Annotated in this window: 25 protein-coding genes; 15 read left to right on the forward strand and 10 right to left on the reverse strand. The window is 72.5% G+C overall.

Features of this window, described 5'->3' with window-relative positions:
• The coding region (locus ACYVD5_RS20235) for a hypothetical protein (RefSeq protein WP_461002667.1) at positions 1–371 on the reverse strand (371 nt) is incomplete at its 3' end.
• A 182-nt stretch (positions 372–553) separates the two neighbouring features.
• Between ACYVD5_RS20235 and ACYVD5_RS20240 the strand changes: the two genes are divergently transcribed.
• Positions 554–1294, forward strand: coding sequence for a phytanoyl-CoA dioxygenase family protein (locus ACYVD5_RS20240; protein ID WP_461002668.1), 741 nt, complete (start codon positions 554–556; stop codon positions 1292–1294).
• 375 nt (positions 1295–1669) lie between these two features.
• On the opposite strand, the gene ACYVD5_RS20245 is transcribed toward ACYVD5_RS20240, so the two are convergent.
• The 3 genes from ACYVD5_RS20245 to ACYVD5_RS20255 form a co-directional block, all read right to left on the reverse strand.
• Positions 1670–2401, reverse strand: a complete 732-nt coding sequence (locus ACYVD5_RS20245) for a PIG-L deacetylase family protein (protein WP_461002669.1) — start codon at positions 2399–2401, stop codon at positions 1670–1672.
• A 139-nt stretch (positions 2402–2540) separates the two neighbouring features.
• A complete protein-coding gene (locus ACYVD5_RS20250; protein WP_461002670.1) occupies positions 2541–3179 on the reverse strand; it encodes a class I SAM-dependent methyltransferase in 639 nt (212 codons plus the stop codon).
• A gap of 185 nt (positions 3180–3364) precedes the next feature.
• Positions 3365–4243 carry an alpha/beta fold hydrolase gene (locus tag ACYVD5_RS20255; RefSeq protein WP_461002671.1) on the reverse strand — a complete coding sequence of 293 codons (879 nt, stop codon included), beginning with the start codon at positions 4241–4243 and terminating at the stop codon, positions 3365–3367.
• 139 nt (positions 4244–4382) lie between these two features.
• Between ACYVD5_RS20255 and ACYVD5_RS20260 the strand changes: the two genes are divergently transcribed.
• Positions 4383–7721: a BTAD domain-containing putative transcriptional regulator gene (locus tag ACYVD5_RS20260; RefSeq protein WP_461002672.1), complete on the forward strand. Its 3339-nt coding sequence runs from the start codon at positions 4383–4385 to the stop codon at positions 7719–7721.
• A 142-nt stretch (positions 7722–7863) separates the two neighbouring features.
• Here ACYVD5_RS20260 and ACYVD5_RS20265 read toward each other — a convergent pair whose 3' ends face one another.
• The gene (locus tag ACYVD5_RS20265; protein ID WP_461002673.1) at positions 7864–8736 is read right to left on the reverse strand and encodes a ketopantoate reductase family protein; all 873 of its coding nucleotides are present in this window, start codon (positions 8734–8736) and stop codon (positions 7864–7866) included.
• Positions 8737–8804: 68 nt separating this feature from the next.
• Between ACYVD5_RS20265 and ACYVD5_RS20270 the strand changes: the two genes are divergently transcribed.
• Positions 8805–9419, forward strand: a complete 615-nt coding sequence (locus ACYVD5_RS20270; protein WP_461002674.1) for a TetR family transcriptional regulator — start codon at positions 8805–8807, stop codon at positions 9417–9419.
• Between the two features lie 604 nt (positions 9420–10023).
• On the opposite strand, the gene ACYVD5_RS20275 is transcribed toward ACYVD5_RS20270, so the two are convergent.
• The 4 genes from ACYVD5_RS20275 to ACYVD5_RS20290 all read right to left on the reverse strand — a co-directional run bounded on the left by ACYVD5_RS20275 (position 10024) and on the right by ACYVD5_RS20290 (position 13167).
• Positions 10024–10671: a class I SAM-dependent methyltransferase gene (locus tag ACYVD5_RS20275; protein WP_461002675.1), complete on the reverse strand. Its 648-nt coding sequence runs from the start codon at positions 10669–10671 to the stop codon at positions 10024–10026.
• Positions 10672–10756: 85 nt separating this feature from the next.
• Positions 10757–11506: an ABC transporter permease gene (locus ACYVD5_RS20280; RefSeq protein ID WP_461002676.1), complete on the reverse strand. Its 750-nt coding sequence runs from the start codon at positions 11504–11506 to the stop codon at positions 10757–10759.
• 3 nt (positions 11507–11509) lie between these two features.
• Positions 11510–12253, reverse strand: coding sequence for an ABC transporter permease (locus ACYVD5_RS20285; RefSeq protein ID WP_461002677.1), 744 nt, complete (start codon positions 12251–12253; stop codon positions 11510–11512).
• 11 nt (positions 12254–12264) lie between these two features.
• A complete protein-coding gene (locus tag ACYVD5_RS20290; RefSeq protein ID WP_461002678.1) occupies positions 12265–13167 on the reverse strand; it encodes an ABC transporter ATP-binding protein in 903 nt (300 codons plus the stop codon).
• 858 nt (positions 13168–14025) lie between these two features.
• Here ACYVD5_RS20290 and ACYVD5_RS20295 point away from each other — a divergent pair.
• The 10 genes from ACYVD5_RS20295 (at position 14026) to ACYVD5_RS20340 (ending at position 21276) form a co-directional block, all read left to right on the forward strand.
• Positions 14026–15882 (forward strand): asparagine synthase-related protein, encoded by a 1857-nt coding sequence (locus tag ACYVD5_RS20295; RefSeq protein ID WP_461002679.1) that lies wholly within the window; start codon positions 14026–14028, stop codon positions 15880–15882.
• Complete coding sequence (locus ACYVD5_RS20300; RefSeq protein WP_461002680.1) at positions 15882–16139, forward strand: lasso peptide biosynthesis PqqD family chaperone; 258 nt, start codon at positions 15882–15884, stop codon at positions 16137–16139. The genes ACYVD5_RS20295 and ACYVD5_RS20300 overlap by 1 nt, the downstream gene beginning before the upstream one ends.
• The gene (locus tag ACYVD5_RS20305) at positions 16136–16624 is read left to right on the forward strand and encodes a lasso peptide biosynthesis B2 protein (RefSeq protein ID WP_461002681.1); all 489 of its coding nucleotides are present in this window, start codon (positions 16136–16138) and stop codon (positions 16622–16624) included. Before ACYVD5_RS20300 ends, ACYVD5_RS20305 begins: the two co-directional genes overlap by 4 nt.
• A 201-nt stretch (positions 16625–16825) precedes the next feature.
• Positions 16826–16945 (forward strand): lasso RiPP family leader peptide-containing protein, encoded by a 120-nt coding sequence (locus ACYVD5_RS20310; protein ID WP_461002682.1) that lies wholly within the window; start codon positions 16826–16828, stop codon positions 16943–16945.
• 52 nt (positions 16946–16997) lie between these two features.
• Positions 16998–17117: a lasso RiPP family leader peptide-containing protein gene (locus ACYVD5_RS20315; protein WP_461002683.1), complete on the forward strand. Its 120-nt coding sequence runs from the start codon at positions 16998–17000 to the stop codon at positions 17115–17117.
• A 50-nt stretch (positions 17118–17167) separates the two neighbouring features.
• Entirely contained in the window at positions 17168–17293 is a 126-nt protein-coding gene (locus tag ACYVD5_RS20320) for a lasso RiPP family leader peptide-containing protein (protein ID WP_461002684.1), read from the forward strand.
• Between the two features lie 454 nt (positions 17294–17747).
• Positions 17748–18644, forward strand: coding sequence for an ABC transporter ATP-binding protein (locus ACYVD5_RS20325; RefSeq protein WP_461002810.1), 897 nt, complete (start codon positions 17748–17750; stop codon positions 18642–18644).
• Complete coding sequence (locus tag ACYVD5_RS20330) at positions 18629–19459, forward strand: ABC transporter permease (RefSeq protein WP_461002685.1); 831 nt, start codon at positions 18629–18631, stop codon at positions 19457–19459. Before ACYVD5_RS20325 ends, ACYVD5_RS20330 begins: the two co-directional genes overlap by 16 nt.
• Positions 19460–19541: 82 nt before the next feature.
• Positions 19542–20693, forward strand: coding sequence for a sensor histidine kinase (locus ACYVD5_RS20335; protein ID WP_461002686.1), 1152 nt, complete (start codon positions 19542–19544; stop codon positions 20691–20693).
• 112 nt (positions 20694–20805) lie between these two features.
• Positions 20806–21276 carry a VOC family protein gene (locus ACYVD5_RS20340; protein ID WP_461002687.1) on the forward strand — a complete coding sequence of 157 codons (471 nt, stop codon included), beginning with the start codon at positions 20806–20808 and terminating at the stop codon, positions 21274–21276.
• Between the two features lie 229 nt (positions 21277–21505).
• Here ACYVD5_RS20340 and ACYVD5_RS20345 read toward each other — a convergent pair whose 3' ends face one another.
• Complete coding sequence (locus tag ACYVD5_RS20345; RefSeq protein ID WP_461002688.1) at positions 21506–22363, reverse strand: helix-turn-helix transcriptional regulator; 858 nt, start codon at positions 22361–22363, stop codon at positions 21506–21508.
• A gap of 142 nt (positions 22364–22505) precedes the next feature.
• Between ACYVD5_RS20345 and ACYVD5_RS20350 the strand changes: the two genes are divergently transcribed.
• Positions 22506–22940, forward strand: coding sequence for a nuclear transport factor 2 family protein (locus tag ACYVD5_RS20350; RefSeq protein WP_461002689.1), 435 nt, complete (start codon positions 22506–22508; stop codon positions 22938–22940).
• A complete protein-coding gene (locus ACYVD5_RS20355) occupies positions 22937–23764 on the forward strand; it encodes an NmrA family NAD(P)-binding protein (protein WP_461002690.1) in 828 nt (275 codons plus the stop codon). Before ACYVD5_RS20350 ends, ACYVD5_RS20355 begins: the two co-directional genes overlap by 4 nt.
• Positions 23765–23792 lie beyond the last annotated feature (28 nt).

Below are 23792 nucleotides of genomic sequence, written 5' to 3' on the forward strand. Positions count from 1 at the left end.
GGCGGCGCGGCGGCGGGGATGTGGCGCAGGCTGTAGGCGCACACCGCGGCCCACCCGGCCGCGGCCGCACCGATCTTGAGCCGCTGTTCGGCGCGTGGCAGGCGCGTGCCGAAAATGAGCAGGTCGCCGGTGTCTGCCGCCACCCGTGCGGCCACCGCCGCCCGCATGGCCGCCGGATTGGGTGCGCACAGCATCAGCGCGCCCAGAGCCATGTCCCGCGTCCCGATTCCGTACATGAGGAGTTCGATGTCGCGCGGCACACGCCCGTCGGGGCCGGTGTAGCCGCTGGGGTCGGCCATCAGGCGCGGGCGGGCCATGATCGCGGCGCTGAAGGCGATCGTCACGGCCCCCAGGAACCGGGGAACAAGCATGTGGACCTCCGTGGAATCGTCGATGGCGGCGGGCCGCCCGCCGGGCGCGGGCTCCGCCGGAAAACCGGTTGCGCGCAGTCGTTTCAACCCAGTGTGCTGGAGGGCGCCCGGCGGCCCCCGGCGGTCCCGTCCGCACCGGGCGCCCCTACCCCCCGGCCCCCATCCGCAGTTGAAGGGACACGATGCTCTCCGGCGCAGAAATCGAAACGTTCATCCGCGACGGATTCGTCCGGATCGGCGGTGCGGTGCCGCCCGAGGTCGCCGCGCGCTGCCGCGCCGAACTCTGGCAGGCCACCGGGTGCGATCCCGACGATCCCGCCACCTGGACCCGGCCCGTGGTGCGCATCCCCGGCCTGTCGAGTGCCCCGTTCCGCGAAGCCGCCAACACCGCGGTGCTGCACGAGGCCTTCGACCAGCTGGTGGGACCGCGGCGCTGGCACCGCCCGCAGGGGCTGGGCACCTTCCCGGTGCGGTTCCCCAGCCCGGACCCTCCCGGCGACGACGGCTGGCACCTGGACGCCGGCTACACCGACCCGATGACGCTGCGCTCGCACGGGCGGGCGCTGCTGATGCTGTTCCTGTTCTCCGACGTCGGCGACCAGGACGCGCCCACCCTGCTGCGCACCGGTTCGCACCGCGACGTCCCGCCGCTGCTGGCCCAGGGCGGGCGCAACTGGTTGGAGCTGTGCGGCGCGGCCGTTGCGGCCAGCGGCGACCGGCCGGTGGTCTCGGCCACCGGGCGGTCCGGCGACGTGTTCCTGTGCCACCCGTTCCTGGTCCACTCCGCCCAGCCGCACCGCGGAACCACGCCCCGCTTCATGGCCCAGCCGCCGCTGGAACCCGCCGCCGAACTCGACCCGGATGCGGCTTCGCCCACCCCGGTGGAGCGGGCGGTCCAACAGGCGCTGGCGCAGCAGGGTTAGGCGCGGGGATCCGCCGGGTCAGCGCCGGCTCGCGGCCGCAATCAGCCGGTGCCGGCCCGGCGCAGCGTGCAAGCCGTCCACGACCTCGTCGGCGGCCTGGGCCGAGTCGGTGCGGCCGGCGGGCCGCAGGGCCGCGGCGGCCACTTCCGGTCGGTCGGAGTCAGCGCCAGGGGCCCCGCCAGTCGAAGACCACCGCTGCGACCGTAGCGGTGCTCGGCGACCACGCCGCGGGACAGGCCCAGGCCGGCGGCGAGCACGCGGGGCGGTGCCGCGCTGGTTGCGCCGGGCCGGCGGTGATCATGCAGAAACGCCTGTCTCAGCTGTGAATTCCGGGCACTGCTGCATGGTCGTCAACCCACTGATCAAGCAGGACACCTAGCGGGCGAACAGTTCGAAGGCGACGGCGGGCCGGCCGCCGAAGCGGGGGGCGGCTTCCTCGGTCACCGCGGCCACGACGCCGCGGCAGTACTCTTCGGGGGCGGTGTCGGTCAGCGCGCCGATGTAGGCGCGGTGTTCCAGCAGGGAACGCACGGCGCGTTCCGTTCCGGGTTCGGCTTCGACGGCGTGGGTGGGCTGGGGCGATCCGGCCACCGCCACCCACCGCACCCCGTCCCAGGGCTGCACGCCCGCCTCGGCCGGGTCGGTGAAGATCCACTTGTTGCCCGCGTCGGCGGCGGCGTCCAGCGCGGCCCGGCCCACGGCCCGGTGGTCGGGGGTGTTCCAGGCGGTGCCGCCGAAGGTGTCGTGGTGGTTGATCGTGATGACCAGTTCGGGGCGGTGGCGGCGGATCGCCTCGGCCAGGTCGCGGCGCAGCGCCGGACCGTACTCGACGACGCCGTCGCGGTGGTCGAGGAACTCCACGGAGGCGGCGCCGACGACGGCGGCGGCGGCGCGCTGCTCGCGTTCGCGCACGGGGGCGGCTTGGGCGGGTTCCATGGTCGCGATTCCGGCTTCGCCGCGGGTGGCCAGCAGGTAGGACACGCGGCGGCCGCCGTCGATCCAGTGGGCGATGGCCGCGGCCGCGCCGTACTCCAGGTCGTCGGGGTGGGCGACGATGGCCAGTGCGCTCTGCCAGTCGGCGGGCATCGGGGCGAGCCGGTCGGTCACGGTGTTCCTTTCGCGCGGCGCGGGTGGCGGCGCCAGCCTATGCCCGGCGGGGGCGGGCGGTGCTGCAGCGCCGCGGCGCGTTGGCGGCCCGCCCGCCCCGGGTTGCAGCGGTGCCGCTGCAAACCGGGGCCAGCGCTGCTCAGCCGGTGCTGCGGCGCAGCTTGACGATGCTGTCGGCGTGGTGGCCGCCCGGGCTCGGGTGCTCGCGCCGGCGTTCCTGGTTGAGCAGGACCTGCCACCGGTCCTGGTCCAGTTCCAGCGACTCCAGTACCTCGGCGGAGGTGGGCAGCCGCACCTGCTCGTGCTCAGCGTCCTCCCAGGTGGCGTGGCCGGCATGGCCCACGATCAGCAGCACCCCGCCAGGAGCGGTCCGGGCGGCGGCCTGCTGCAGGATCCGCTCGCGGGGCATGTCGCCGCGCGAGTGCAGGAAACTCGCCGCCACCAGGTCGAACCGGCCGTCGGGGAAGGTCTCGGCCAGGTCGTGGCGCTCGAAACCGATGCGGTCGGCCACCCCTGCCTCGGCCGCGTGGCGGCCGGCCCGCTCCAGCGCCACCGCGGAGACGTCCACGGCGGTGACACGCCAGTTGCGCCGCGCCAGCCAGATGGCGTCGGCGCCTTCGCCGCAGCCCAACTCCAGGGCGGTGCCGGCCGACAGGTCGGCGGCTTCGGCGACCAGGGCGGCGTTGGGGTCGCCGCTCCACACGCGGTCGCTTTCGCTGTAGCGGTCGTCCCAGTACTTGCCGGGTTCCTGGCCGTCCTCTTCGGTGTACCCACTCATCGGTGCGTCCTTCCTCGGGTAGCCGGCGGCACGCGCCGCGGCGCACGTTGGGGGTGTGCGCAGCGGCGCGCACCGCCGTCGGACCTGCTACCGGGAATCCTCGCCGCTGGGCGGCAGAGACGACAAACACCGTTGCCATTGCGGCAAAAAACGCGTTTTGGCGTAGGCGCCGCCCCGCCCGGCGCCTATGCGGACAGCAGGCCGCGCAGCGCCTTGACGACCTCGGCCGGGGCCTCCTCGGCCATGAAGTGGCCGCAGGAGACCGTCGCGTGGCGCAGGTCGTCGGCCCAGGCCCGCCACACGGCGGCGGCGTCATAACCCAGGGCCGCGCCCCAGTCCTGCTGGAGCACCGACACCGGCATGGCCAACCGGTTGCCTGCGCTGCGGTCGGCCAGGTCGTGGTCGACGTCCACCCCGGCCGAGGCCCGGTAGTCGGCGACGATGGACTCCACCGCCGCCGCCGACTTGGCCAGGTAGGCCGCGCGTATCTCGGCCGGGATCGCCTCGGGGTTGTTGGCCCACACGTCCAGGAAGTGGCCGAAGAACGCGTCGGGGGCCGCGCCGATCAGCTGTTCGGGCAGGCCCGGCGGCTGGGCCATCAGGTACAGGTGGAAGCCCACGGCCGCGGTGCGCCCGTGCAGCGCCTCCCACATGTCCAGGGTGGGCAGCACGTCCAGCGACGCCAGGTGGGTGATGTGCTCGGGGTGGTCCAGCCCGGCCCGCACGGCCACCAGCGCGCCGCGGTCGTGGCCGGCCAGGGCGAAGCGGTCGTGGCCCAGGGCGCGCGCCAGCGCGACCGTGTCGGCGGCCATGGTCCGCTTGGAATAGGTGTGGCCGTCGGTGTCGGCGGGCTTGTCGCTGTCGCCGTAGCCGCGCAGGTCGGGGCAGATGACGGTGTGGTCGGCGGCCAGGTCGGCGGCGACGTGGCGCCACATCAGGTGGGTCTGGGGGAAGCCGTGCAGCAGCACGATGGGGCTGCCCGAACCGCCGACGGCGGCGTTGAGCGACACCCCCTCGCCCACGGGCACCTGCTGGTAGTCGAATCCGCTGATGCGTGGTTCCACAATGACTCCTCGGCTCGTTGCAGCTGTTCTTGCGATGCGCTAATGAGCCTGCCGGGCGCAGGTGAGCAACCGATCAGTACCGGTTGAGTGCCGGCGCCGCCGGGTCGGCGCCCCCGCGGGCCGCCCCTACAGTGGGTTCGTGACCAGCAACGGGACAGAGCAGGCAGCGGTGGCGGTGGGTGTGCTGGGCCCGCTGGAGGCCGCGGGCCCCGCCGGGCCGCTGGCGCTGAAAGGGCCGCGGCAGCGGGCCGTGCTGGCGCGGCTGGTCATTGCCGCCGGACGGGTCGTGCCCCTGGACCGGCTCGTCGAGGACCTGTGGGGCGCCCACCCGCCCGAGGGCGCGGTGGCGGCGATCCGCACCTTTGTCGCCGACCTGCGCCGCGCGCTGGAACCCGACCGGGCGCCACGCCGGCCCGCCCGGCTGCTGGTGACCGCTCCCCCGGGCTATGCGCTGCGGCTGGCGCCCGGCGCCGTCGACGCCCGGCGTTTCGAGGCCGCCGTCACCGACAGCGCCGCACTGCTGGAAGCGGGCCGGGCCGGGCCCGCGCTGGAGGAATTGGAGCAGGGCCTAAGCCTGTGGCGCGGGCCCGCCTACGCCGAGTTCGCCGATTCGGCCTGGGCGCGCGCCGAGGCCGACCGGTTGGAGGAGTTGCGGCTGCTGGCGGTGGAGCGCCGCGCTGATGCGCTCATGCAGCTGGGCCGGGCCGTGGAGGCGGCCCCCGATCTGCAGGAACAGGTCAGCGCCCATCCGCTGCGCGAGAACGCCTGGCGGCTGCTGGCCTTGGCGCTGTACCGCGCCCACCGCCAGGGCGACGCGCTGGCCGCGCTGCGCCGGGCCCGGCGCGTGCTGGCCGCGGAACTGGGTGTGGACCCCGGGGCCGAGCTGCGCCGGCTCGAAGCCGACATCCTCGCCCAGGAGCCGCACCTGGCGGCCCCGCACCCCCAACCCGCTCCCGCTCCGGCCGCTGCCGACCCGCCGCCTGCCGCCGCACCGGCGCCGCCCCAAGGACCCGGCGCGGCCCCGTTTGTGGGCCGCGACGCAGAACTGGCGCAGCTGGAACGCGCCGCCGCCACCGCCGGCGCCGGCCGGGTCACCACCGCACTGGTCTCCGGCGGCGCCGGCGCCGGCAAGACCGCGCTGGCCCGCACCTTGGGCGAGCGGCTGGCCGAGCGCGGATGGACCACTGCCTGGGGCGACAACCCCGAACACGACGGCGCCCCGCCGGTGTGGCCCTGGGAGCGCATCGCCGCCGAACTGGCCCCCCGCGCCGTCCCGGCCGCCGGCGGCACCGCCCCGCCGGAGCCGGCGGCCACCACCGGTTCCGGCGCAGACCCCGCTGCGGCCCGGTTCCGCGCCCAGCGCCGCGCCGCCGCGCTGGTGGCCGCGGCCGCGCAACGCGGCCCCGTCCTGCTGGTCGCCGACGACCTGCACCGCGCGGGCGAGGAAACCCTGGAGCTGCTCAGCGCCCTGGCCGGCGAGCCGGTGCCCGGGCCGGTGCTGCTGGTGGGCACCTACCGCAGCGACCACATCGGCCCGGCGCTGGCCGCCGCACTAGCGCGGCTGGCACCCCGCGAACCACTCCGCGTCTACCTGGAGGGGCTCTCGCACGAGGCCACCGGCGAACTCGTCGCCGCCCTGGCCGACGGCCGCGCCGAGCCCGCGACCGTGCGCGCCATCCACCGCCGCAGCGGCGGCAACCCTTTCTACGCCCGCGAACTCGCGCGGCTCTTCGCCGACCAGGGCGCCGCCGCCCTGCAAGCCGTTCCTCCCGGCGTGGGCGACGTCATCCGCCACCGCCTGGAGCTCCTTGCGCCCGCCCCCCGCCGGCTGCTGCGCCAGGCCGCCGTCATCGGCCGCGACATCGACCCCGGCGTCCTCGCCGGCCTCGCCGGCACCGGCGAGGACGCGCTGGAGGCCACCGAGGCCGCGATCGAGGCCGGTTTCCTCACCGAACCCGAACCGCACCGGCTGCGTTTCTCCCACGTCCTGGTGCGCGATGCCGTCTACGAGGGCATCTCCGGGCCCCGGCGCGCGCGCTGGCACGGCGCCGCCGCCCAGGCCATCGAACGGCTGCGCCCCGACGACGCCGCTTCGCTGGCCCACCATTTCGCCCGCGCCGACACGCCCGGTGCCGCCGACAAGGCGGCCGGCTACGCGCGCAGTGCGGCCCGCAGCGCCGAGGACCGCTTCGCCCCGCACGAAGCGGCGCGGCTGTGGCGCGAGGCCCTCACCGCCCACGACCGCGCGGGCTCGGCCGACGAACGGGCGCGGCTGGAGGCGGTCATGGGCATGGTGCGGGCGCTGGCCGTCACCGGCCGGTTGGAGGAGTCGCGCACCCACCGCGGCCGCGCCGTGGCAGCGGCCGAGCGGCTGGGCGATCCCGAACTGACCGCCCACGTCATCACCGCCTTCGACGTGCCCGCCGTGTGGCCGCGCAACGACGACGAGGACCTGTCGCGGCGCCTGGCCGGCGCGGCCGAACGCACCCTGGCCGCGCTGCCCGCCGAGGCCACCCGGCAGCGCGCCCGGCTGCTGGCGGCCCTGGCCCTGGAACTGCGCGGCGCCGCCGGCGACCGCGGCCCCGACGCCGCCCGCCGGGCCGAGGCCATCGCCCGCGCCGACGGCGATCCCGCGCTGCTGTGTCTGGCACTCAACGCCTCGTTCATGCAGTCCTTCCAGCGCGCCGGGGGTGCGCGGCGGCGCGCGGGCATCGGCGCCGAACTGGTCGAGACCGCCGCGGGCAGCGGCCTGGTCGCCTTCGAGGTGCTGGGGCGGCTGGTGCTGCTGCAGGCCCACAGCGCCCTGGCCGACTTCGCCGCCGCCGACCACCACGCCGCGGCCGCCCAGCGGTTGGGCGAGCGCTACGAGATCGGGCACGTGGGTGTGTTCACCCGGTGGTATGCGGCCCTGCGCACGGCCGCGGCCGGCCGGGTTGAGGCGGCCGAAACCGCCTACCGCACCGCCGGAGCCCGCCTGTCGGGCGCCCAGATGCCGGGGATGGAGGAGGGCATCGTGCCGCTGGCGCTGCTGTGCCTGCGCCTGCAGAACGGGCTCCCGGCACAGGACGCGGCGCAGGTGGCGGGTGCCGACTGGGGGCCGTACGCGCCGTGGGTGAATCCGCTGGTGCAGGACCCCGGCGCTGCCGACCCGCCCCAGCCGCCGCCCGAGGCGCCCTGGGGCCTGCTCAACGAGGCGCTGACCTGCCTGGGCGCGCGCACCGCGGTGGCCGCCGGCGACCGTGCGGCGATGCGGCGCGCCTACAACCGGCTGCTGCCGGCCGCCGATGAGCTGGCCGGTGCGGGCAGTGGCCTGCTGACCCTGGGGCCGGTCGCCCACTACCTGGGCGACCTCGCCCAGGGCCTGGGCCGCCACGCGGCGGCGGCCGAGCACTACCACCAGGCCGCCCGCGTCGCCGGCCGCGCCCAGGCACCGCAGTGGAGCACCGCAGCGCAGCAGGCACTGGCACACGCCAAGTGACGCGACCGGGCCCCGGGGCCGGTAAGCCGCCCGCACGAACGCGGCGGCGGGCCGGCGACGCGACCGGCCGCGGGTGTCGGGAGGAGGCCGCGGCCGCACCTGCGCGCGAAATGCGGCCCGGCCGGGCGCGGGCCGTGTGTCGTTACCGGACCTTCGCATTGGCGCGCATCTGCGCGGCCAGCCGCTCCAGTTCGGCCTTTGCCGCGGGCGAGGCGTCGCTGAGTCCGCTGTGCAGGGCCGTCGGGCTGCGCAGAAAACGCCGCAGCATGGCCACGAGCAGTCCTTCCGGCAGGGTCCGCAACGCAGCGAACCCGCGAGGGACCGGCGGCGCCGGCATGGCGGCCAGGTTCTGCCGCATCAGGCCGAGCATGCCGCGCACCGCGTCCGGATCGCCGGCCAGCGCATGCGGGCCGCCCGCGGTGTGCACGGCCTGCCCGAGCGGCACCTCGAACGCGGCGTGCGTCTTGAGCCAGGCATCCATCTGCGGCTCGGTCTTGGCGTTGATCCCGGTGGTGCGCAACGTTTGCACGATCCGTTCGAGCCGCGGGCTGGTCCGGCCGTCGGGTTCGCCGATCGGCGTCGCAACCCGGCGGGTCACGAAGTTGGCCGCGCGGTAGCGGACCACGTCGCCGTCCATCGTGCCGCCGGCAGTGCCGAAGCCGAGCAGCACCCGCTCGTGGCCGATCACGGCGCCCAGCGGCTCCGGGCCGGCCGCCCAGTTGTGCAGGAACAGCACGTCGCCGCCGAGGCCGGCGAGTGACTCCAGCACCGCGTCGATCTGATGGGTGCGGACGAAGACCGCGGTCAGGTCGTAGCCGCCGTCGGGATGCTCGACCACCGGCACCGGTACCTGCCGGACGGCCGGGCTGTGTGCCTCGGCGAGCTGCACGCCGTGTCGGCGCAGGGCGGCCAGGCGCCTGCCCCGGGCGAGGAGCGCAACGTCGTGCCCGGCCTCATACAGCCGGGCGGCGAACAGGCTGCCGACGACTCCGGCACCGTACACGAGCAGTTTCATGGCAGCCCTTCTCCGTACCGATTCAGTCAAACGTTTGTTTGATTCAAACGACTGTATAGTACGCACCCATGGCGCCACCCGACACCCGCACCAAGATCCTCGACGCAGCCGAACATCTCTTTGCCGAGCGCGGTTTCCGCGGCACGTCGGTGCGCGCGATCACCGACCGCGCCCAAGCGAACCTGGCCGCCGTCGCCTACCACTTCGGCTCGAAAGCCGAACTCATGGCCGAGGTCGCCCGCCGCGCGGTCGAGCCCCTCACCGCCGCGCAATGCGCCGGGCTCGACCGCCTGCTCGCCCGGACACCGGACCCGCCGGTCAGCGACCTGGTGGAGGCGTTCGCCGGGCCGCTGTTCGAGGGGATGCCGGCCGGCGACGAGGGCGGCGCCCGGACGTCGCGGCTGATCGTGGCGATCCTCAGCGACCCGGCCGAGGAGATGCGCGCCTGGACCGGCCCGGCCGAGGACACCGTGCGCGAGCGCTACCTGGCGGCTTTCGCGCGCGCACTGCCCGGCCTCTCCCCCGAAGAACTGTCGTTCCGGATGCGGGGAATCCTCGCCGTGGCGGCCGTGGACCGCGTCGACACCAGCCACCGCCAACCCCCGGCCGGCGCCGAACCGGCCCAGCGCTGGGCGATCACGTTCCTGGCGGCAGCAATGAGCGCGCCCCCGACCGCTCCCTGAGGGCTCGGGCGGCCGCGGCCGGCGGCCGCCCGCCCAAACTCGATGATGCCCGGGTGGAGCGGGTGCGCACCGCGTTGGAGCAGGGAGCCCGGGCCCGCGGCTTCGAGTCGGATCTGTGGACTCTGGAACGGGTCAGCCGCGTGGTGGCGGCGGTGACGGGGGTGGTGCTGTCGCGGGCTTCGGTGCGGCTGGGCTGGAGCCTGCAGCGGCCCGGTGGGCGTGTGCGTGTCCGTTATGTCGGGTTGCGGGGTGGCCGTGCGCCCGCTATGTCGGATTCCCGTTTTATGATCATGCAGGAATGCCCGTCTCAGCCTTGATGTTTGGGCATTTCCGCAGGGTCGGTGCGTCGTCCGCCCCCGCCGCCCGCGGCCGTCGGTGCTGCTTTTCCGCCCCAGGTCACCTGTTGCCGGCCGCGGGCAAGGCCGCCCAGCGGACCCGTGCCCGCCCCGGCCCCCGGACGCACCGGCCGCCATGGCCGGGCCACCACCGGTGCCTGCGTGCGGGTCGGCTTCTTCAAGGTTCATCGGTCCACCGGAGACCTCGCTGCCGCGCAGGCACCGGCACGCCGGGCAGACCCGATCGATCAGGACCTATTAAACAGGGCTTAGCGGGCAGCGCGGGCCAGCAGGTAGGCCTGCGGTGTCGTCTCGCGGCCTTCAGGGGCGCGCACCGTGCGTTCGCAGACCTGCAACCCGGCGCCGTTGAGCTGCTCGGCGACGCGGTCGGGGTCCAGGCGGTGGAAGTCGAGCGGCGCGGAGTGGCCGAAGGGTTCCTCGAACCGCAGCGGCTCGCTGCCGACCTGGAAGGCCAGCTGCAGGAAGCCGCCCGGAGCCAGGACGCGCCCGAACTCGGCCAGCGCCAGCGGGGCGTCGTCGGGGTGCAGGTGGATCAGGGAGTACCAGGACACGAGACCGGCCAGCGACCGGTCGGCGATGCCCAGCGCGGTGATCGACCCGCGGGTGAAGCCGATCGCGGGCTGTTCGCGCCGGGCCAGCTCCACCATCGCCGCCGACAGGTCGAGCCCGGCCACGGCCAGGCCCTGCGACGCGAGGTAGCCGGTCACCCGTCCGGGCCCGCACCCGGCATCGAGCACAGGCCCGCCGCCGGCGGCGCGCACCCGTTCGGCGAAGGCCGCCAAAAGCGCCCGGTCCAGCGGTTGGGCGTCCAGCGCTCCGGTGAAGAAGGCGGCGTAGTCGGCGGCCACCGCGTCATAGGCCGCCCGGGTCGCGTCCGCATAGGAAGGTTCGGTCACGACCGAGCACCTTAGTAACCCGCCACCCCGCCGCGCGCACCGCCCCGCGCGCCGGCTGCACCCGCCCTCTCCCCCGCCTCGGCCGCTACCGGATGTCGCGGCGGTCGAGGATGGCCGAGGACCCGGCGGTCACCGCCGCGGTAAGTGCGAGGGCGGCAACCGCGATGGCGGCCACGGTCCCGGCGGTGACCGTTCCGCTGTCGACGAAGGTCCCGGTGCCCAACTGGGTGGCCCGGGTGAGCAGGCCATAGGGCAGGAGCATCATCGGGATTTCGAGCTTGGCAACCACCAGCAGCACCCCGGCGACCGCGCCCGGCAGGGCCACGGCGACCGGGGCGGCGAACGAACGCATAAGCATCGACAGGCCCGACTGCAGCGCCGCCACGGGCAGGCACGCCAGCACGATGACGGCGCTGACCAGCAGGTACCGGGCCGGCAGCATCCCGGGCAGCGCGAACACCAGCTTGCCGGTGACCACGACACCCACCACCAGCACCGCCTGCATGGCCGCCGCCAGCGCAGCCAAGACCGCCACCTTGCCGCCCACCACATGCAGGCTGGGCACCGGCCGGCCCATCAGCGCGTTCCAGTTGCCGCTCTGGTGTTCGACCCGCCACACCAGCGAGGCCAACGCGGCGACCCCCACGGCCAGCGGAAACAGTCCGTAAAAGACCATCACGCGCATCCACAGGGTGTGCCAGACGTCGGCGAACCCCTGGCCTGCGACGACCGTGTTGAGCGCTCCGGTGGCGACCGCCATCAGCGGTAGCAGCACCACCACCCCCCAGCTCAGCGAACGCTTCAGCTTGAGGAACTCGGCTCGGACCGAACCCATGGGTCAGGCCTCCTGACGGTCGAACAGGCGGGTGAAGAGCAGGAACAAAGCGCCGCCCGCGATACCGAGGACGAGCACGCTCAGGTGCGGCGGGTCCAACGCGGCCACGCCGCCCGTGCGGGCGTCGACGGGTGTGGCCAGTGCGTAGTACCCCCACGGGGGCAGCAGGTGGGCCGCCCAACCGGGCATTCCGGTGGTGGACACGGTCACGAACACGCCCAGCACACCCGCGCCAAGCCCCACGAGCTGGTTGGCGATGCGCGCCGACAGCACCAGGTGGAACGCGAGCAGCACCAGGTTCACGACCGCGATCGAAGCGGTGTAGGCCGCCCATTGCCCGGCCGGTAGCGGGGCGGCGATGCCGGCCAGCTTGCCGATTCCGTACACCAGCCCGGTCTGCAGGAGGGTGGCGGCCACCACGATCGCACCGGTGGCCACGAATTTGACCCGGCACAGGTATCCGGGCTCCAGCCCTGCGGTCCGGGAAAACAGCCAGCCGTTGCCCTGGTTCTCGATATCGACCTGCCGGCTGGCCAGCACCGCCAGCAGGATGGGCGAGACCAGCGAAACCGCCAGCGCCAGTCCGCCGAGTAGCCACCGCCAGGCTTGTGGGGACGGATCCCCCACCGACTCCCGGAAGCCCTGCCCCGTGAGCGTGAGGCAGGTCATCGCGACGACACCGGCCACCAGCGCGGCCGCGACGGGAACCGCGCGGAGGCGGTGCATCTTGGCGAACTCGTTCGCCACGGCACGGCCGATCACAGCCCTTGCCCCCCGGTGAGGTTCATGAAAACGTCTTCGAGGGATTGGGTGTCGCGGCGGACCTCGAAGATGTCGACGTCTTCGCGGACGAGGTGGGAAACCATGCGGGCCGTGGTCGCGTGGTCGAGGCCGGGTACGCGCACGGTGGCGCCGTTGCGGGTCGCCTGCCACCGCGCGGCCAAGGCACCCGCGCGTTCGGGATCGGACGTGTCGATCAGCACGTCGGGAATGGACCGGGCGAACAACTGGTCGCGGGTGCCCTGGAAGAGCATGCGGCCGTTGCCGAGAATGCCGAGGACGGTGGCCGTCCGGTCGATTTCGCCCAGCAGATGACTGGAGACCATCACCGTGATCCCGCTATCGGCCAACAGTTTGAGCAGGTGGCGGATCTCGTCGATCCCGGCGGGGTCGAGGCCGTTGGTGGGCTCGTCAAGGATCAGCAACCGGGGATCGCGGGCCAGCGCCATCGCGATCCCCAACCGCTGCTTCATACCGAGTGAGTAATTGCGGACCGGCTTGTCGAGATGCTCCTGCAGGCGCACGGTCTGCACCGCCTCGGAGACCTGGCGGTTACTCAGACCCAGCAACCGCTGCACCACGCGCATGTTCTCGCGGCCGGTGAGGTGTCCGTACGCAGGCGGGGATTCGATGAGCGAGCCGATGCCGCCCAGCAGTTCGCGGCGGGTCGCCCGCGTCATGGGGCGGCCCATGATGTGGATCTCGCCGGATGTGGGGCGCACCAGCGACAGCAGCATCTTCATCGTGGTGGACTTCCCGGACCCGTTGGGCCCCAGGAAGCCGTAGACGCACCCTTGCGGCACGTGCAGATCCAGATTCTCCACGACCGGTCGGCCGCCGTAGGTCTTGGTCAACCCGTGAGTAGTGATCATTTCAGGCACTGGTCCACGGTGTCCCACGCGGGCACCGCAGGGCATCTGGCCACAGGATGATGTTCGCGGTCATTCTCGGGGATGACGCGGATACCCATCTCGCCTGCAGGTCGTACGGGGCGTGGCGCAAGGGGCACGCGCGGTCGGGGCCGTTGTACGGCGGACCGTTCGGACGGCGCCGCGGATCGCGCCATTGCCCGCAGGCTGGCGTAGGACCCCTTCCGATCCCACCCGGAATAACGGGTGCGCAGTGGTTTGCGGTAGTTTGACGAAAATGGCACGAAATCCCGCAATTGTGCATCTCGACCGTTTTTGAATTATGTCGGAATTATGCTGTGGCCGCATTGCCGGTTAAGGGAGGGCAAGAAATTCAACAGCATTGGCCGGACCCGGACAGGGGTGCCGGAGTGGATTCCATAAAGCCTGTAACGGCAGGCCAACCGGGTCGCCGGCCGTTGCGGTGCGGGTGATCGGTTCCATTGGGGCTTGAATTCGTCCTTGAAACCGGGGGTCGGGGTGGTTACATTCGGTTGCAACGGATAACCCGTCGTTCTTTGATCACGAGACATGCCCGATCGGCAGCAACGCGTCCGGACACTTTCGCGTAAATTCCGGTCTGCCGCTCTTGCGGCCAGTGCCCGGCCGGCTCTTCCCGGTGCGTACGAGGCCACAGTGCCCTGCCCCGCTTTTCCTTTGCAAAAGGAAACGGGAAAAGGCGGACGGCGGGTGCGTACGACCGGATCCCTACCGGGACCGTGTTACCGGAACGGTGCGGCCGCAAGGAAACAGGGGTGCAGGTGCCATGGAGGAGAGGTTGGAGACCCGGGGATCCCTACGCTCCGGGCGCCGGCATGCGCGGAGCCGATCATGCGTCTGACGTCCGGATCCGGGGCGTGGTTCTTCCTGGCGCTTCCCGACAACGACGCTGCCGGGCCGATCGCCGATCGGGTCATGCCCTCTTGCGAAGTCGCCGCAAACCATCCGTCGGGACGCCCGTGGCTGATCGGTTGCCTGCCCCACGCACAGGTGGCGGTCCACGGCGCGGGCCCCAACCGCCTGGCGCTGATCGGTTCGGCGGAACCCGATACCGGCCGGCTCGGCCGCATCAGCGACGGGCTCCGGTCGGTGGGCGATGCCACCGGGATATCCGCGCGGTTCGCCGGCAGTTTCTGCGTCGTCGGCTCGCTCGGCGGCCTGGTCTACGCCCAGGGGTCCGCCATAGGAGTGCACCGGGTCTACCACGCGCTCATCGACGGTGTGCGGGTGGTCTGCGACCGGGCCGACGTCCTGGCCGAACTCGGCGGGTTGCCGATCGACCGCACGGCGCTGGCGCTGCGGCTGATGCGGCCGCCACTGCCCCACCCGCTCGCGGAGGTCCCGCTGTGGAGCGGGCTCCAGCCGGTCGGTCCCGGCGATTACGTCACCGTGGACCGCGGGGGCCGCGCCTACAACCTCGGCACGTGGTGGCGCCGCCCTGAGCCGCGGCTGTCGCGGGCACAGGGCGCCGAACGGCTGCGCGACGCGCTCGAAGCGGCGGTCGGTGCCCGGACCGCATCGGGCAGGCCGGTCGCCTGCGACCTCTCCGGCGGGATGGATTCCACTCCCCTGTGCTACTTCGCCGCCACCGGCCCCACCGGTGTCCTCGCCAGGACCATGTACAACAACGACCCGGGCGGGCGCCAGGACCTTGACTGGGCACGCTGCGCGCTGCCGAGCATGCCGGGGGTCCACGAGCACGTCGTGGGATCGACCGACGACATGCCCGACTTCTTCGGCGGGCTGCTCGACGTGCACGCCCGGTTCGAAGAACCCTCCCAAGCCGCGATGGCGGCACCCCGGGTCCTGCACGGCCTCCGCGACAGCGCACGCCGGGGCGTCGCCATCCAGTTGACCGGCATCGGTGGAGACCATCTGATGAGCCGGCTGGACCCCTGGGAGCACGCGCTGTTCCGCAAGCGTCCGCTGCTGGCCTGGCGCCGGGCACGCGAAGCCCACGCCGCCGACGGCCACCGCATCGGCACCACAGTGCGCCAACTCCTGGAAGGCGGCACCTACCGCACGTGGCTGTACCGGGCCGTCACCACCGGGCTGAGTACGGACTCGCCCGATTTCCCGCGGATCAGCGACTGGTCTCCTCCCACGCGACTACCGCCGTGGTTGTCGGCCGACGGCCGCCATGTGGTGGCCGCGAAACTCCGCGAGGTCGCCGGCGCCGCCGCTCCCCTAGGTGCCGACCGCGGGGCGCACGTGGAACTGTTCATGCTGCGTGAGGGAGCACGCAGCGCGCGCGGACTCGGCCAGGTCGGCCCCGCCGCCGGTGTCGTTCATGACAGCCCGCTGCTCGACGACCGCGTCGCCGAGGCGGTCCTGGCCGTGCGGCGCGAAGAGCGCGATTCCCCCGCCGAGTGGAAACCCCTGATGAAAGCCGCGATGCGCGGTCTGCTGCCGGAGGAATCCCTGCGCCGCACCACAAAGGTCGGCGGGTCGCCCCAGGCCGTAAGAGGGTTCGCCGCCCACCACGGGGAGCTCCGCGCGCTCTACGACGAATCGGGCCTGACGGACCGGGGACTGGTCGACATGGACAAGCTGGCCGAGACGACCCGGCCCGATCCCAAGGCCGCGCCGCCGCCTCATGTCTTCGAAGCCATCAACACGGCGATGTTCCTGCGCAACCAGGTGGCCGCGTTCGGCAAAGCCCGGACCGATGCAGAAAGGGGCCGGTAATGGCGGCTTACTCCATCCGCGACGGGATCTCGCGGGTGCGCACCGACTACGGCGACGTGATCCTCGACGAGGCCAGCGGGTTCTACTGGCATGCAAACCCGACCGCGGCCCTGATCCTGGACACCGTCGAGCACGGCGGCGGTGCCGAGCAGGCGGCCGAACGGCTCGCGGCGGAGTTCGGCATCGACCGCAGCAGGGCACTGGCGGACGCCGAGGCGCTACTCACCCGCCTGCGCGACCTCAAGGTGGTGCAATGAGCGAAATGCTCCCGGAGACCCCGGTGCGGCCCGGTCTGGTCGGCAGGCTGCTCATCGGCGTGATCGTGCCTGCGGCGGCGGTTCTCAGCCGCCGCATACCGCCCCGGCGGATGCGCCGATCGCTCGCCCGTCTGGCCGCAGGCGCGCGGCCGGCGTGCCATACCGAGGCCAAGCTGGCCCGCGACCAGATCCTCACCGTGAGCCCGCGGTGCCGCGGACGTTCGGCCTGCCTTGTCCGCTCCGTCTCGGTGGCGCTGCTGTGCCGCTTGCGCGGCACCTGGCCGACCTGGTGCGTCGGGGTGGTCGCCGCACCTCCCTTCGCCGCCCATGCCTGGATCGAGGCCGAGGACCGGATGGTGGGCGAGCCGCTGGACAGCTCCTGCTACCGCACCTTCTTCACCGTCCCGCCGAGTGGAAAGGCGGCCGCCGCAGGCGCCCGCGGCGGGAATCGTGCCGCGGGAAACCTAGGGAGAAAGGAGGTGTGATATGCGTACGGGCGTTTACGAATCCCCAGAAGTCACGGAGCTGGGGGAATTTGCAGTGGAAACGGGAGAATTTATCGGTAGTATTTACCCGGAGTGTATTCTTCCGTTCTACGATTCGAAAGAATGCCCTGACCCGGGTGGCCGGTGACGGGGGCCGCCACCGGCCACCCTTGTTCCCCTGAGTTGGGAAGGAGGTATCAAATGGGTACTGGCGCGTACGAGGCTCCGGCCGTCACCGAGTTGGGCGACTTCGCCGACCAGACCGGCGCCGGTCTCGGCTTTAGTTACGAAGGCTTCATTCCTTACACCAGCCGGGATTAGCCGGCCCCCTTGACCGCGGGGGTTTCCTCTCGAATAGGAAAGGAGGTGTCAAATGGGTACTGACGCGTACGAGGCTCCGGCCGTCACCGAGTTGGGCGAATTCACCGACCAGACCGGCGCCGGTATCGGCGGGCAGATCGAAGACGGCTGGCCTTTGGCCGACCGGTCTTGACCACCCCTCGACCGCGGGGGTTTCCTCTCGAATAGGAAAGGAGGTGCCAGATGGGCGCTGACGCGTACGAGGCTCCGGCCGTCACCGAGTTGGGCGAATTCACCGACCAGACCGGTGAATTCCTCGGGCCGCACGATGAACAGATCCTTCCGTTCCTGGACCATTCAAAGGAGTGAGCGGAATGCATGACAAGGTCCCGGTGCCGGCCCGTTTGCGAACACACCCTGAACGAACCAGGAGCAGCCGCCGTTTCAGGCGATGATCGGCGGTTCCACTCCTCGGGGTGGGCCGATAGGCGATCGCCGGTCGGCGCCGGACCTGCTTGTTGTGGGGCGCGACCGCCGTCCCACAACAAGTCCTCCGCCGGAACAGCGCCGTCCGAAGCGGTTTGCTGCCGCGGCACACGCCGGAGGGCCGCGCCGCTGGAAAGCGGACACGCCTGTGCCGCAGCCGCGGCTTTACCGATACAGCACCACTGCACCGAGGGGCCTTGTTCGATAAATGGCACGGGCAACGAGCAGTAACCGGGCACCGCAGGACACAACTTCCTCGAAAGCCGTTTTCACCAACGTATCCCGCGAGCCGGACCCACCTGATACGGAGCCGGTCATCGAGACCGACGGGCTGCGCATGCGGTACGGCTCCACCGAGGTGCTGCACGGGGTGGACCTGCGCATACGCCAGGGCGAGGTGGCCTGCCTGCTCGGCCCGAACGGCGCGGGCAAGACCACCACCATCGAGATCCTGGAAGGACTCCGGAAACGTTCCGCCGGCCGCGTGCGTGTCCTGGGAACCGACCCGGGCGGCGGAGGCGAGGCCTGGCGCGCACGGATAGGCGTCGTGCTGCAGTCCTGGCGCGACCACCGCCAGTGGCGCGTACGCGAACTACTCGAACACCTCGGCCGCTACTACGTTCCCTTTGGCACACCGCACCGTCCCCGGCCCTACGACCCGGACGAGTTGCTGGCCCGGGTCGGACTGGCCGCAAAGGCGAACACTGCGCTCACAAAAATTTCCGGCGGGCAGCGGCGCCGCCTGGATGTGGCCATCGGCCTCGTGGGCCGGCCCGAACTGCTGTTCTTGGACGAGCCGACCGTCGGTTTCGACCCCGAGGCCCGGCAGGAGTTCCACGAGCTGGTGGCACAACTGTCGGACCTGGAGGACACCACGATCGTGCTGACCACCCACGATCTGGATGAAGCCGAGAAACTCGCCCACCGGATCCTGATCCTCCTGGGCGGGGCGATCGTGGCCGACGGCACCCCCGCCCAACTCGCCGCGCAGATCCAGGGCAGGGCCGAGGTCCGGTTCACCCGCGGCGGCGAGCAGTACGCGCATGCGGTCGAGGACGCCACCGGTTTCGTGCACGAACTGTTCGCGCAACACGGCGCGGCGATCGGCGACCTGGAGGTTCGGCGGCCGCGCCTGGAGGACGCCTATCTGAGCATGGTGCGCGAGTTCGAATCCGGGCGGCACACCGCAGAGCCGAGCACCCGGAAGGAGGCGGGTAGGTGGACTCCCGCGTAACCGCCATCCGCGCAGGGCTGTCCCGCGGGCGGATCGAGCTCCGGCACAACGCCGGCCAGATGCTCAATTACCTGATCTTCCCGATCATCGCGCTCACCGTGCTGCATTTCCTGGCCGACAGCACGGTCTTGGGAGGCGAGATCGCCATCGGCACGTGGGCGATCCCCGGACTCCTAGCGATGAACCTCATGCTCACCGGGATGATCGGCCTGGCCATCATGCTCATCATGGAGCGCGACGACGGCACGCTGCTACGCGCCAAGGTGACACCGAACGGAGTGCTGGGCTACCTCATCGGCAAAGTGGCGAGCCAATCGGGAATGTGTATCGCCACCCTCCTCCTCGCTCTCATCCCGGCCGGATTCCTGTTCGACGGCCTCGATCTGGGCTCCCCGACGCGGTGGCTCATGCTGGTCGGCGTACTGGCGCTGGGCATGTCCGCCACACTGCCGTTCGGGGCGATCTTCGGCTCACTGTTCACCAACCCGCGCAACTTCCGCTTCGTCACGCTGCTGTTCATGGGCCTGGTGGCCATATCCGGACTGGTCTACCCGCTGACGGCCCTGCCCCAGTGGCTGCAGTGGATCGGCCAAGCGTTGCCGCTCTACTGGATCGGTCTGGGAATGCGTGCGGCGATACTGCCGGACGCGGCGGCCAACGCCGAGATCGGCGGGTCCTGGCGGTACCTGGAGATGGCCGGTGCCCTGGGGGCATGGGCGGTCCTCGGATTCGCGATCGCCCCCATGGTGCTGCGCCGGATGGCCAGACGTGCGTCCGGATCCCGGATGGCTCCCCGCCCCAACGGGGCCCTATAGCGGTCGGACTGCCGGCGAAACGTTCCCGGCCACCCTTGCGCATTCGCCGGAATTCCCGGATCGGGAATCCTAGACTGAGTGAATGTTCGGCCGAATCCAAGGGTGGCTGCGGCGGAATGCAACATTGGTCGATGCTGCCTGGACGGCGCCCTTTCTGCTGCTGTACGTGCTCGCGCTTCCCGCCTCCATCGGCACCGCCGTCGCCACCCCCGCGCTGCTGCTGCCGCTGGTACTGCGGCGCAGATTCCCGCTGAGTGTATTCGCGGTCGTCGCCGCGGTAGCCCTGCTGAAGTTGGTCTTCGGCTCGTCCCCGACCTGGGCGGATTTTGCCGTCATCGTCGCCCTGTACACGGTGGCGGCGCACTGCCGGTTCGTGTGGGCACTGGCCGCCTCGGCAACGGTCGAACTCGGATTGGTGCTCATGCTGGTGCAGTCCCCCTACGCCGGCTGGAGCGACTGGAACGCGTTCGCCACATACACGTTCCTCATCATGCTCTGCTCGGTTACCGGCCTCTATGCCAATGTCCGCCGCAGCTATCTCCGCGGCTTGGAAGAGCGTGCGGAGTGGCTGGAACGCGAGCGCGATGCCCGCGCCCAGGCGGCGATCGCCGAGGAGCGGGCGCGCATCGCCCGCGAAATGCACGACGTGGTGGCCCACAACCTGAGCGTGATGGTCGTGCAGGCCGACGGTGCCGCATTCGCGATCGACACCGACCCGGCGCGGGCCAAAGGCGCGCTGGAGACCGTCTCCGAGACGGGACGGTCCGCGCTGGCCGAAATGCGCGGGATCCTCGGTGTGCTGCGCGACGGAGCGCAGGAAGACGGGTACGCGCCGCGGCCCGGTGTGCAGCAGCTCGACCGGTTGATCGACCAGATGCGCCGCGCAGGGCTGCCGGTGGCGCTAACCGTGGGGGGCGTGGAGCGGCAACTGCCGGCCGGGGTCGAACTCGCCGTCTACCGGGTGGTGCAGGAGGCGTTGACCAATACGCTCAAGCACGCCGGGCCGGCGGTGAGCCGCGCCCGCGTGCAGCTTCACTACGGCGACAGCATCCTGGAAGTACGGGTCGTCGACGATGGCCGCGGCGCAGCCTCCGCAGCCAATGGAGCCGGCCACGGTCTGCAGGGCATGCGCGAGCGCGTGGCGGCCTACGACGGCTCCGTGCGCGCAGGGCCTCGCGCGGGCGGAGGCTATGAGGTGGTGGCCGCGCTGCCGCTGCGGCCGGCCGCGGCATGAAGCGGTCCGAGCACTGCTGCGCCTGACCGCGGCCGATGCCCCGATGGCCCCGCCGCCGGGCCGGCCCGAGAAGAGGACGGCGGCTGACCGGAGCCGGCGCGAGACTGCGCCCATGAGTGAGAACGAAAACGGCAGCACCGAAACCGGCGGCGACGCCACCGTCCTGAGCCTGCACACCATGCTCGGTTACCGCGACGCCGCCGCGGCCATCGACTGGCTGGAACGGGCGCTGGGATTCACCAACACCATGCGGTTCGAGGCCGGCGACGGCTCGGTCGCCCACGCCGAACTCCGGCGCGGCGCCGCCGCCGTGATCGTCTTCGACGAGGCCGGGGCCGACTACGACCACCCGGCCCCGCGCGGCGCCACGGTCGGTATCTGCACCTATATCGCCGTCGCCGACACGGCGGCGGTCGACGCGGTCTGGGCCGATGCCCTGGCGGCCGGCGCAACGCCCGTATGGGAGCCGGCCTGGACCGAATGGGGCAACTACGCCTGCCGGGTCCGCGACCCCGAGGAACGCGAGTGGACGTTCGGGATCCACCGCCCCGGCCAGGAGATCGCCGGCGGCCGCGCCTGGTGATGGCGTCCCCGCGGGCGGCGGGCAGGCCCACCTGCCCGTTGCCCGTCTCCGCGGACGGTGCCCGCGGTGCGGGCGGGGCCGTCCGCTCTGGAACGGGGTTCCGGAGAAAGCGGCCACAGCCCTGCAGCGCCCGGCCGGAGGCCGCCGCGCAACCCCGCAGCCTGCCGCGGCACCGGCGCCGGTGCGGCTCTCCGGCCGTCCGAGCGCAGCCGCGGCAGGCTGCCCCCGCCTACGGGCGCGCCGAGGGTTCGCCGACCGCGCGGCGGAGCTGGAGGCGGGTGAGTTTGTCGTGGTCGAGGGTGCCCGGCTCCGCGCTGAGCATGATCACCCGCAGGTCCCCGCCCGGCACGGTCAGGGTCTGGCAGTCGAGGTCGAGCACGCCGAGTTCGCTGTGGTCGACGCGTTTGCGCAGCGTTGCGCGCGGTCGGACGTCGTTCCGCCGCCAGGCCGCCGCGAACCCCGGCGCCTGCTCGGCGAACTCGCCGACCAGCCGCCGCAGTGCGGCGTCGTCGGGGCGGCGGGTCAGCTCTGTGCGCGACTGCGCGGCCACCTGCGCCTCGAATCCGCCCGCCGCCTCCGGATGCGCCGAGCACACCGCGGGGCCCAGGCGCATGGCCAACCGCAGTACGTTGCGTTGGGCCGGTTCCAGCGCGCCGAAGTCCGTTATCAGTGCGGCCGCCAGGTCGTTCCAGGCGACGATGTCATGGCGGGCGTTGCAGACGTAGGCGGCGACCGGGCCGAGCCGCTCCAGTAGCGCGAGCACCCCCGGCGGAACCTGCTCGGCCGGGCCCCAGCGCGCCGACGGCCCGTGCCCGGCGAGCCGGGACAGGTGCGCCCGCTCCCCCTCCGACAACCGCAGGGCCCGCCCGATCGCGTCGATGACCTGTGGTGACGGCCGCGGCGCCCGGGCCTGTTCCAGCCGTTCGTAGTAGTTCACCGAAACCCCGGCGAGGTCGGCGACCTCCTCGCGCCGCAGCCCGGGAGTGCGCCGCGCGCGCCCGCCCGCGGTCTCGGCCAGTCCGGCGTCGGCCGGGCCCAGCGCCTCGCGGCGGGCGCGCAGGAATCCGCCGAGTTCTCGCTTGTCCACGCACTCAGCCTGCCACGCGCGTGCCCGGCGAGCCACGGACCACTGGTCCGGGGACAACGCGGCCGTTCCCCCGCGCGGGCCGACCCGCCAACGTGTTCGGGGACGGGCCGACCGCAAGAGGGCCCCAACAGCGGAGGCGGGCATGGAGCGATCACCCGAGGAGGTGTTCCGGCGGATGCTGGAACTGCTGGTGGCCAAGGACATGGACGGCGTCGCCGGGCTGTGGGCGCCGGAGGGCGCGGCCGTGTTCCCGTTCGCCGAGGCCGGGGCGCCCACCCGGTTGAGCGGTCGGGAGGCGGTCCGCGGCTACCTGGCCGGATATCCCGGCGTGTACGACGTCTCGGGTGTCCCCGCGGTGCAGGTGCACCGCACTGCGGGGACACCCGAAACCATCGTCGCCGAGTTCAGTACCGAAGGTCGAACGGTGCGCACGGGCGCCCCCTACCGGATGGACTACATAGCCGTGATCACGGTGCAGGACGGCGCGATCACCGAGTACCGCGACTACTGGAGCCCGGTTCAGGCCGCGCGTGCTGCCGGCGGCCTGCAAACACTGCGGAAAGAGTTGGACACATGACGATCCTGGTCACCGGAGGCACCGGCAACACCGGCCGCCTCCTCACCGAGACGCTGCGGGTCCGCGGTGCGGACGTGCGCGTGGCCGCACGCACGCCCGGCCCCGGCGGCGTGCCCTTCGACTGGGCCGACCCCGCCACCCATGCCCGGGCGCTCGCCGGCGCGGCGGCCGTGTACCTGGTGCCGCCGCCGCTGACGTTGGACCCGTTGGCGATGGTCGGGCCGTTCCTGGCGGAGGCGCGGGCGGCCGGGGTGCGGCGGGTGGTGCTGCTGGGCTCACTGGCGGTACTGGGTGATGGGTCCGGCGCCGCCGGACTGGATGCGGCCGTGCGGTCGTTTCCGGAGTGGGCGCTGCTGCGTCCGGCGGGGTTCATGCAGAACTTCACCGGGGTGCACCCGGTGGCTGCGGGCATCCGTGCACGCGGCGAGATCCGCTCGGCGACCGGCTCGGGGCGGCTCGGTTGGATCGACGCCGCCGACGTCGCGGCCGTCGCGGCGGAGGTGCTGCTGGCTCCGGAGGCGGTGGCGGGTGAGTATGAGCTGACCGGGCCCGAGTCGCTGGGGTATGCACAGGTGGCGGCGATCATCGCCGCGGCCACGGGGCGGCCGGTGCGCCACGTGCCGGCCCCGGTGGCCGAGCTGGTCCGGCGCAACCTGGACGCGGGCATGCCGGAGTCGTTCGCGGCGGCGCTCGTCGGTGTGGACACCGCCATCGCCGCGGGCCGCGAGGACCGCGTCACCGACACGGTCCAGCGCCTGACCGGCCGCCCGCCCCGCTCCTTCGCCGACTTCGCCCGCGCCTGCCTGGCGAATGCCCCGATGTAGCCGGCGGCGGGCACCGCCGGCGCGTTGG

Source organism: Streptomonospora sediminis (assembly GCF_054778995.1).